Origin of the sequence: Oscillibacter sp., assembly GCF_032060045.1 — a bacterium.
Classification (GTDB): Bacteria; Bacillota; Clostridia; order Oscillospirales; family Oscillospiraceae; genus Oscillibacter.
In genome coordinates, this window is record NZ_DAMBZJ010000057.1 from 744 (window position 1) to 10,040 (window position 9,297).

7 protein-coding genes and 3 tRNA genes are annotated in these 9,297 nt (G+C 49.2%); 2 read left to right on the top strand and 8 right to left on the bottom strand.

Annotated elements, in window-relative coordinates; translation table 11 throughout:
* Positions 1-48 precede the first annotated feature (48 nt).
* From RT018_RS15015 to RT018_RS15050, 8 genes are all read right to left on the bottom strand, one after another.
* A complete protein-coding gene (locus RT018_RS15015; RefSeq protein WP_312943135.1) occupies positions 49-1,344 on the bottom strand; it encodes an acetyl-CoA hydrolase/transferase C-terminal domain-containing protein in 1,296 nt (431 codons plus the stop codon).
* Between the two features lie 520 nt (positions 1,345-1,864).
* Positions 1,865-2,149, bottom strand: a complete 285-nt coding sequence (locus RT018_RS15020; RefSeq protein WP_312943136.1) for a NifU family protein — start codon at positions 2,147-2,149, stop codon at positions 1,865-1,867.
* Positions 2,150-2,201: 52 nt separating this feature from the next.
* Positions 2,202-3,653 carry a 4-hydroxyphenylacetate 3-hydroxylase family protein gene (locus tag RT018_RS15025; RefSeq protein WP_312943137.1) on the bottom strand — a complete coding sequence of 484 codons (1,452 nt, stop codon included), beginning with the start codon at positions 3,651-3,653 and terminating at the stop codon, positions 2,202-2,204.
* A 73-nt stretch (positions 3,654-3,726) separates the two neighbouring features.
* Positions 3,727-5,094: a hypothetical protein gene (locus RT018_RS15030; RefSeq protein WP_312943138.1), complete on the bottom strand. Its 1,368-nt coding sequence runs from the start codon at positions 5,092-5,094 to the stop codon at positions 3,727-3,729.
* Between the two features lie 286 nt (positions 5,095-5,380).
* On the bottom strand, positions 5,381-6,823 hold the full coding sequence (locus tag RT018_RS15035) for a sigma 54-interacting transcriptional regulator (RefSeq protein WP_312943139.1): 1,443 nt from the start codon (positions 6,821-6,823) through the stop codon (positions 5,381-5,383).
* Between the two features lie 235 nt (positions 6,824-7,058).
* A complete protein-coding gene (locus tag RT018_RS15040; protein ID WP_312943140.1) occupies positions 7,059-7,409 on the bottom strand; it encodes a hypothetical protein in 351 nt (116 codons plus the stop codon).
* A gap of 857 nt (positions 7,410-8,266) precedes the next feature.
* Positions 8,267-8,357 (bottom strand) — tRNA-Ser (locus RT018_RS15045).
* Positions 8,358-8,397: 40 nt separating this feature from the next.
* Positions 8,398-8,485: transfer RNA gene (locus RT018_RS15050), tRNA-Ser, on the bottom strand.
* A 233-nt stretch (positions 8,486-8,718) separates the two neighbouring features.
* On the opposite strand from RT018_RS15050, the gene RT018_RS15055 reads away from it, so the two are divergent.
* Positions 8,719-8,794 (top strand) — tRNA-Pro (locus RT018_RS15055).
* 148 nt (positions 8,795-8,942) lie between these two features.
* A partial coding sequence (locus RT018_RS15060) for a hypothetical protein (RefSeq protein ID WP_312943141.1) occupies positions 8,943-9,297 on the top strand: 355 nt, incomplete at its 3' end.

Here is a 9,297-nt window from a genome sequence, read left to right on the forward strand (position 1 = left end):
CCCCCACCTACAAGGAATGTGTGCTAGGCACACATAAAGAAGGGAACCTTAATAACTGGCGAGAAACCGCTTCTCAAATTCGGAAATTAATGCGGGCCGGAACGTGGGATGCGCGATGGAGATCAGAGCATGCGCACGCTGGCGCAGCGTTTTCCCGTGTAAATGTGCGATTCCGTATTCGGTGACGACATAGTCTACGTCATTGCGGCTGGTAGTCACGGCGGCACCCTCGTCCAGCAGGGGTACGATTTTGGAAATTTTCCCTTTGGCAGTTGACGGCATAGCCATAATTGACCGCCCTCCCCGACTGGACGAAGCCCCGCGGACGAAATCCACCTGACCGCCAGTACCGGAGATTTGGCGCAGGCCAATGGATTCAGAAGCTACCTGACCGGTCAGGTCCACCTGAACGCAGGAATTAATGGACACCAGGCAATCATTCTGCGCAATTACAAAAGGGTCATTAACATAACTCACAGGATCGACTTCCACGTCAGAATTGTGATTTACAAAGTCATAGAGACGCTGTGTGCCCATAAGAAAGGTAACTACGAATTTTCCGGGTTTTAGCGTCTTTTTTCGGTTGGTAATCACGCCCACTTCTACCAATTCCAGTACACCGTCCGATATCATCTCAGAGTGTATACCCAAATCCCGCTTACCTTTTAAAAATAGAAGCACAGCGTCAGGAATGGCTCCGATTCCGAGTTGCAGTGTGTCGCCGTCCCGAATCAAAGATGCGCAGTTTTCACCAATGGCGCGCTCCACTTCTCCGATTTTCGGCGGCTCCAACTGAATCACGGGTGCATCGTGCTCCACGAACATATCGATCTCTGTCAGGGGAATTGCAGCCCCGCCATAGGTAAAGGGCATGTTCCGGTTGACCTGCGCAATGACCAGTTTTGCGCTTTTGACGGCTTCCAACGTATAGTCGGCGGACACGCCCAAAGAAACGTTCCCGTTCTCATCGGGAGGGGTAACCTGTACCAAGGCTACATCCACAGGAAGTGTGGTATGGAATAGACGCGGCACCTCAAAGAAAAAGCAGGGCGTGAAATCGGCGCGGCCCTCTGAAACGGCGGTGCGAGTGGTTGCGCCCAGAAACAGCCCGTTGTGTCGGAAATGGCTCTGCATTTCCGGAGCGCAATAGGCGCCCTTTCCCATGACCACCATGTGCACAATTTCAACATCTTGATATGCCGCTGCATTTTTGACCATCTCTTCAATCAAAAAACTGGGCTCTGCACAAGCATGTCCGATGACAACGCGGTTTCCAGATTTAATCTGTTTGACCGCGTCCTCCCCGGACGTCAGGTGCTGCTGATAATAGACACTCCGATCCATAGGACAATTGCCTCCTTCGGTTTTAATTGTGGTGTATCTGGTTTGCTTTTCATAAAAAGGGTACACTGAAACAAGCTGTCAGCTATTGCCAGCAGCCAAATAATCATATTTTGGGTACGGTGTTCCAGCTCGGGACACCGTACCCGATTGTCGAAATTGCATGATGTAAAGTCAGTGAATTTATGAGGGCGCAGGGCGGACATTAGGCGCACATCAGGTGCGCACGTTGTTTCCTGTTGGTAAACAATTTTCGCCCAGCACCTTTTTGAGGCGGAGTATAACGTTGCTTTCAGGATGCTGGCTTCCGGCAATAACCAAGCGACTTTCCACGTTTTGCAAATCTTCTGTACTGACACATTGGGCAGGACATCCGCAAATGACCAGCACCGCATCGTAGGTATGCTCCGGTACGGCTAACTCAAAGATATCATGAGGGAAGAGCTGTTCAATCTGTTTTGCGAGAGCCACCCTGTCGTAGCGGGAATTGCATCCTCCGCAGTATCGGACGCCGATGAGGTGGCTATGCATTATGCCTGTGCCGCATAAGCGCCCGTGCCTGTGCCAGCAGATCCTCGCTGGTTTCCTGAACCATGACGGCACCGGAGAGATTGGGGAAATGCGCCATCAGCTCAGTTTGAACCAATTCCTCGTTGGTCAGGTCTGCGGCAGGACAGCCCGCGCAGTGTCCTAAAAAACGAAATCGGACAATTCCTTTTTCCACACTCAGCACCTCAAGATCGCCGCCGTGGAGATGCAGCAAAGGACGCACACGCTCGCTCAGTACACGCTCAATTTCTTCATACATAGGCAGACTCCTTTCTGCGTAGTCGAGACAATGCAGAATTTTCCCGCGGGAATTATTCCTGAATATGGGCAATGGCCTTTGCCAGAGCTTTTTTGTGTTCCAGATTTCCCTGACGGGCAATCATGATCCGCTGCGCCTGCGGAGACCCTGCGCCATGCAAACTCTCGGTTCGATACCCCACGGCGGCAGTGCCCAGAGCCATGTTTTCGATAAGCCGGAGAATCCGCAGGCGATTTTCTGTGGAAACGTTGTTGACACCGCGAAGGTATTTATCAATGACAGGGCCAAGTTTGGGATCCCGGAAGTCGGCTTCAGAGGGAGCTGTGACCACCAGACCACCGGCAATATCCTCTGCCAGACGTACAATTTCATAGGGAAAACGAGTAACATTCTGCTTGCATACGTTTGCCAGCAGCAGGTCAATGATGTAAGAGCCGCTTTCGGTGGGGGCTCCCTCGGAGGAGCAAGCAATGCCGCAGCAATACAGCGTCTCGTTCAGGTGCGTCATTTCAATGAGTTTATCTTTGACATGAGAGGCCCTGTTCGCGCCGTTGTAGTCGGCGGCAACAGCCGCCGCGCCAATCAGCACATCGCCTACGCCGACTTTGCATCCACCGTAGCTTTGGCGGTGGAACCCGGCAAAACGTTCCACCAGCATCCCCGCAAATTCCACTTCGCCGTTGAGGAAAATTCGATCGTTGGGGACAAACACATTGTCAAACACAGTCAGTGCCTCAACGCCGCCAAACTCCGCATTGCCGACATCCATTTCCGTATTTTCGCATTTGCGGGTGTCGCAGCTCTGGCGACCGATAATCATGTAGATTCCCTCGCTGTCCATGGGAATCGCAAATGAAATGGCAAAATCTTTGTCCTCGGGGCCCATGGCGATGGTTGGCATGACAATAATTTCATGGCTGTTGAGTGCACCTGTCTGGTGTGCCTTGGCCCCGCAGACCACCACGCCGTCGGGGCGGCGTTCCACCACACGCAAGAACAGGTCGGGATCGGCCTGTTGGTGGGGAGCCTTAGAGCGGTCGCCCTTGGGGTCGGTCATGGCGCCGTCGACAGTGAGATCTTTCGATTGGCACTCGAACATAAACTTTTTAAAGTTTTCGTGATAGTGCGTGCCATACTTTTTATCAATCTCAAAGGACGTGGAGTATACTGCGTTGAACGCATCCATGCCAACGCACCGCTGGAAGCAGGCGGCGGTTTTCTGACCCAGCAGACGCTGCATCTTCACCTTGTTGCGCAGATCATCCGTGCTGCGGTGGATATGGGTAAAGCGGTTGATTCGCTCGCCGGTCTCCGGCGAGATCACGGTCATCAGGCTCTGATACTCAGGAATCTGAGCGAGGTCATATGTCATACGAACGGAGTTTAAGGATGGACGCAGAATAGGATCATCCGCGGGACAGTCCACCCGCTTGCCAAACATGTAAACTTCCATTTTCATCTTGCGAATACTTTGGATATACTGTTCTCCCGTCATGAGTGCCATAATTAAAGACTTCCTTTCAATACTACTTTACGGTAGAGCCGTGTTTGTTTAATTTTTTAAGCAATCGAAAAAATCATTTGGTAACCGCGACCTTGTTCTTGCTCTCATTCAAGAGCAAGGACAAAAGAATACCAACACCCAGCCCCCAAGCTGCACCCTTGATGGCCAAAACGGCTCCCATAACGCCACAGATGCCGCGCTCAATATCGCTTTCGCACATATTCATTGCCAGCTGTGTGCAAATATACCCCTGTACCACTAGCGTCAAAGAAAGCGCTATCGGCAGAACCGGCTGAAGAAGGGATGAGATAGGCATCATCATGACGGCAAGGAACGTACTGATACGAAACGTGCCAAAGCCGCTGTAAATGGACTCCATGGCCCGCGGCCCTTCCTTATAGCGCTGCCCCACCGCAGCGGTGACGGCTGCCCACAGCGGCCCACAGGTTTGCGTATACGGGCATACCATTGCCATGGCGGTATTGCGGATGCCGCTAATGATATTGGAGCGATTCGCATTGAAATCAATTTTTTCATCTTGCCGAATTTCATCAGCCTCGTTGATTAGCGCAGCGGAGGTGACAAAATCACCAAAAGCAATAATATAGACCACAACAGCCACAGGAAGAGCCGCCAGCCATGTTGCGGCACTGGGCCACCCGATTGAAAAAGGCGACAGCTGATTCCAAATATCCCCAAGCTCTGGAATTTTCACAAGCGGCCACCAGACAATATCTGGAATAGCAATTTCTCCCATGAGAGGGCCAATGATGACGCCAATAATAATCGCGGGAAGCATACCAAATTTTCCGATTGCATCAATAAATTTGTTCTTTTGGCGAAGCTTGCTCCAAATGGGGCTGAACAGGCAGAAGTACGCAACCATAATTCCCACAGAAATAGAAATTGGATACATTCCGTAGCGGCCGGTGTCCTTAAATTCGCCAATCACGGCGGCAATTCCACCGCCCATCAGCACGCCTGCTTTTACCGAGGTGGGAATCACCTGAACCATCTTAGCACCCAGCCCGGTGATGCCAAACACCAGAAAGATAATGCCGAGAATCATTTGCAAAGCGATCAGCGCCTGCGTTCGGGACGGACCAATTTCATAGCCCGAGGTCAAAAAAGCTGTAATAATTGGAACCGCAGGCGTGATCCAGCCCGGAACCACGGGATCGCCCAGAAGAACATGCAGCGTATAAAAAAATCCGTTTACAATAACCATGGATAAAGCGATGTCGTAGCTGACGCCCAAAACTTCCGTCAGAACCGGAATCGCACCCAGACAGGTGGCACACATGAACACCGCCTGCACCATCTCCGGGATAGACCACGCATAGTGAACAAAGGGCAGACGAACCTTAAAAATGCCGGCTTTCCAATAGGGCTGCTCTTCGCCATACTTTCGATAACGGCTGATAGACTGTTGGTTCAACATAATTTCCCTTCTTTCTGATTTTCTTGTACCAGATCCCTTGCGAACGAGAGGCAGTCGGCCGACTGTTCCTGACGATAGAATACTACGCAAAAAGCGTGCCAGAAAATTATCAATTGAAAAAGCTTTGAAACCATTGCGCTGCAAGGGGCGAAAAAATATTAAAAACCCCGCTGCTGCAATATTGCAACAGCGGGTTGATAAACCGCGAGCTTACAAGAACAGGAAACTGCAAAAGCTTCAATGCATCGGACGACAAGTCCTGTAAATTGCAGAAATGCAACTTGGTTCATTTTTGCAACAATTTTTCCCACCTCTTTCGTTTTCTCACAAAGGTTGAAGGATCCATCCCCAAACTTGCCGCGGCATCACGCACGTTTCCGTGCATCTCATAGGACTGTTTGATAAAGCCGTATTCAAATTTGGCCACGGCACGTTTGAGATCAATGGAAATACGCGCAGGATTGCCGGTTTTTGCAGACTGGTCAGAATCGGATGATTTATTGGAAATGGAAATGGGCAGATCCGATGGCAGGATATACTCCCCGGCACTAAAGATGACAGACTGTTCCACCACATTTTTTAACTCCCGGACATTGCCGGGCCACTGATAGTCCTGCATGGCTTTCAATGCGGTGGGAATATAATTCTTCTGGACATGATACTTTTCGTTCATATCAGATAAGAACCCCTGAACCATAGGAATAATATCGCCGTGGCGTTCCCGCAGCGGCGGAATCGTAATGGGTACGACGTTTAAACGGTAATATAAATCTTCGCGGAACGTCTTCGCCTGAACCATTTCCCACAGGTCCCGGTTTGTGGCGGCAATTATCCGCACATCAACAGGGATGGATTTAACGCTGCCGATCCGTTTTACGCGCATTTCCTGAAGCACCCGCAGTAGATGCACCTGCATGTCCATTGGAAGGTCACCAATTTCATCTAAAAATACGGTGCCGTGATTTGCGGCTTCAAAGATACCAAGCTTGCCCTCTTTGTTGGCGCCGGTAAAAGCACCGCGCTCATAGCCAAACAGCTCGCTTTCAATCAAAGAAGATGGAATGGCTCCGCAGTTGACGCTGATAAAAGTCTGGTTCTTGCGAGGTGAGTTTTCAAAGATGAAACGGGCGAACTGCTCTTTTCCAACGCCGGTTTCTCCCAAGAGAAGTACAATGGTATTCAGCGAGGCCACCCGCTCTGCCCGGGTCAATACCTCTTGAGTTTTTGGGTCCACCACAATAAATTTTCTCGAAAGCAGCGCTTGATGAAGATTTACTTCGCGGCGGTATCGCTCTTCGTTTTCTCGGTTTTTTTCCTGCAAATTATATAGCTCGGTCATGTCGCGCACCACGGTTATAACCAGAAAAATGCTGCCGTCTTCTTCAAAGCAGGGCGTGCTGGTGATGAGGACTTGCTTGCCTGTGTGGAAAGTTTGATCCAGTGTAACCGTTTTCCGGGCTTTCAGTGCGGCGAGCGTTCCCGAGCGGTTGACAATGCCCGCGTTTACCAGATCCGGCATGGACTTTCCGAGAACCTGTTCTTTTGAAAGTCCCGAAATAGCCAGGTAGGCCTGATTAACCATAAGGGTATTGGTGCTTCCGTCTGTAATGTAAACACCGTCAAAAATACTGTCCAGAATGGTAATCATCTGATGGTTAATCCAAGACAAATCCTTTCGTGCAGAGAGATAATTCCCTTTATGCAGATACACAGTCGCTCGTTCCGCCATAGTGCAGCCTCCTCCTTTGGCGCGGCTAGACACAATTATGCTTTTACTGTGGACTCTTTCAGCCGGATTTTGGAGAGTCCGCATTTTTGCGTAAGCATCGCCTCAAACCGCCCAAGTTTTTCCGTGTCCCTAAGTTCAGTTGTGTTGAAAATATATGCCGCTGTTTGATCAAAAAAAGAAAATGCCAGTCTCCCATTTCGGCAAAGCAGGACACTTTGTTGTAAGGGATTACGTGTTATTTATCCCCAATTATGGAATCTTTTTCCAGAAAAACAAAGGTCACTTTTTTAGGAAAATTCTCTGCGGCCTCTGCGGCCTTTTTTGCTGTGCGATACACCTTGGATTTGGCGCTGACCTTACTCAGGGGAATGGCAGCCCCAAAAAAGAGGATCAGCACAGCGGCCGGCAACCTATTTGATCGTTCGCCCAAAAACGCAGCTATCAGCATCATCACGGCAGCTGCGATCAGGATGGGATACGCCTGCGTCTGCATTTTGGGCCGCCGAAATATTTGCCAGCTTGCCTCGGCCAGTGCACGGTATGCCTGTTCATCGTATAGCGTGTGAAGCACCCATTCATAATTCACAAGTCCCTCCTTTTGTATAAAATATAAAATTACGAAATAATTGTACCGTGAAAATCGGCGAATAATCAATAGCAACTCCATTGTTTTCTAAAAGACCGCAAATCAGGAATTGCAAAACTCGAAAAATATTGCAGGGCTCTATACGTGCGTCATTGAGATCACCGTTATTAAAACAGGACTGATATATCGCATCTATTCCTAGGCAGCGTGGATGAGACGCTCACATACGTGACGTTCCCTGCTATTGGAATCCGTTAAGATAAGATTGCTTTTTCATAAAGAGAACCACCCGCTCTTGAAAAAACAAGTGGTTTTGGCTTATCCGTTACTCGCGGTCTATCACACAACGCCTTTTGAAAAGCAAAAAGTACCGCAAATCCACTTCAAAAGTGATTTTACGGTACTTTGCGAGCCCCGACGCATTAAGATATCCTTAAATTTTAAGATGGGATTCGCAACCTCGCCCCACTGCTTAAAAGTCAGTTGGTCTTGCAAATGAAATTTAGCTCTGGTCAACATGAAGCTTGACCTACCCCTAGTTGTGGCATCAAAATGCGTTGCTGCAAATAGTATTGTAATACTAATTTTAAGATTATTCCACTTACTGTATGTCAATGGTTACAAGATTTTAGCACACCGGACTCTGACTCTGGCTTGCTGGGTTGAAGCGCCACGCATATGCGTGGCGCTTCAACTTGTAAAACTTGTACTTTACCGTGTACTTTACAGGTTGGTTTTTTCTAGTTCTATAGCGTATTTTTTAGTAGTTTTTCGAAAAAGGGTGGTTATGAATACCTGTAAGATAATAAATGAAAAGTGCTTGAAAACCGTAAAATTAGCGGTTTTCAAGCACTTTTTGGCGGAGAAGGAGAGATTCGAACTCTCGCGCGGTTTAACCCGCCTACTCCCTTAGCAGGGGAGCCCCTTCGGCCTCTTGGGTACTTCTCCATCTGTCAAGTTATACGCCCCGTCTGCAGTAATGGAAATGTGGCGGAGAGAGTGGGATTCGAACCCACGGACACTTTCGTGTCGCCGGTTTTCAAGACCGGTTCCTTCAACCGCTCGGACATCTCTCCATCAAAAAAGGCACTTTTTCCGGAAGACCTGAATATCATAGCATATCCGTCCGAAGTTTGTCAACAGGATTCTGCCATTGGAGGAGGCACTTTCATTCTGAGAGCACCTCTAAAACCGGCACTTCGCAAACCAGCACCGATCTTCCGGCAAATTTTTGCGAAAAATTTAAAAAAGTGCTTGCAAATTTCTAAATGCTATGCTATTCTAAATAAGCTGATTTGCAGCAAAACATCCGGGTGTAGCGCAGTTGGTAGCGCACTTGACTGGGGGTCAAGGGGTCGTGAGTTCAAGTCTCGCCACTCGGACCATGGGTAAGTCCTTATAGGACTTACCCATTTTTTATGCTCATTTTTAATTTGAAATGATTACGATTCAGTTGTGCGGTTTCGTGCAACTTTTTTATGTTGGCTCCGTATGTAGAGGGACTTATTCTTTACTGCATACAGGAAGTAACCTGTGGCGGAAGATTTTAGCCCATACATGGTTCCGGATTCCACTGGGGTTTGGGGAACCCGGCCCAGGCAGCACCGCGGCACCGGGAACGGGTTTGACTCCGCGAATCTTTATTTAAAATCCATCCCGGCAGAGAACCCCTCTCTGGAGCTGGACGAGCTGTTGAAGCTTTTGACTTCCACCACCAATGCGTATCTGGCAAACTTTAAAGTGGACGGCAGAATCCCCTATCCCCTGCGCCACGGCTTTGAACGGGACATGGAAACCTTTTCCCGGCACCTTTCCGAACAGGTAGCAAACACCTATCATAATGCCATTGGTAAGGGGGTCAGTATCAGCAGGGCCATTGCTCAGGCCC

Coding starts and splice junctions, on each gene's coding strand:
- RT018_RS15015 (WP_312943135.1), bottom strand. CDS start 1,344: ATGGATCGGAGTGTCTATTATCAGCAGCACCTGACGTCCGGGGAGGAC.
- RT018_RS15020 (WP_312943136.1), bottom strand. CDS start 2,149: ATGTATGAAGAAATTGAGCGTGTACTGAGCGAGCGTGTGCGTCCTTTG.
- RT018_RS15025 (WP_312943137.1), bottom strand. CDS start 3,653: ATGGCACTCATGACGGGAGAACAGTATATCCAAAGTATTCGCAAGATG.
- RT018_RS15030 (WP_312943138.1), bottom strand. CDS start 5,094: ATGTTGAACCAACAGTCTATCAGCCGTTATCGAAAGTATGGCGAAGAG.
- RT018_RS15035 (WP_312943139.1), bottom strand. CDS start 6,823: ATGGCGGAACGAGCGACTGTGTATCTGCATAAAGGGAATTATCTCTCT.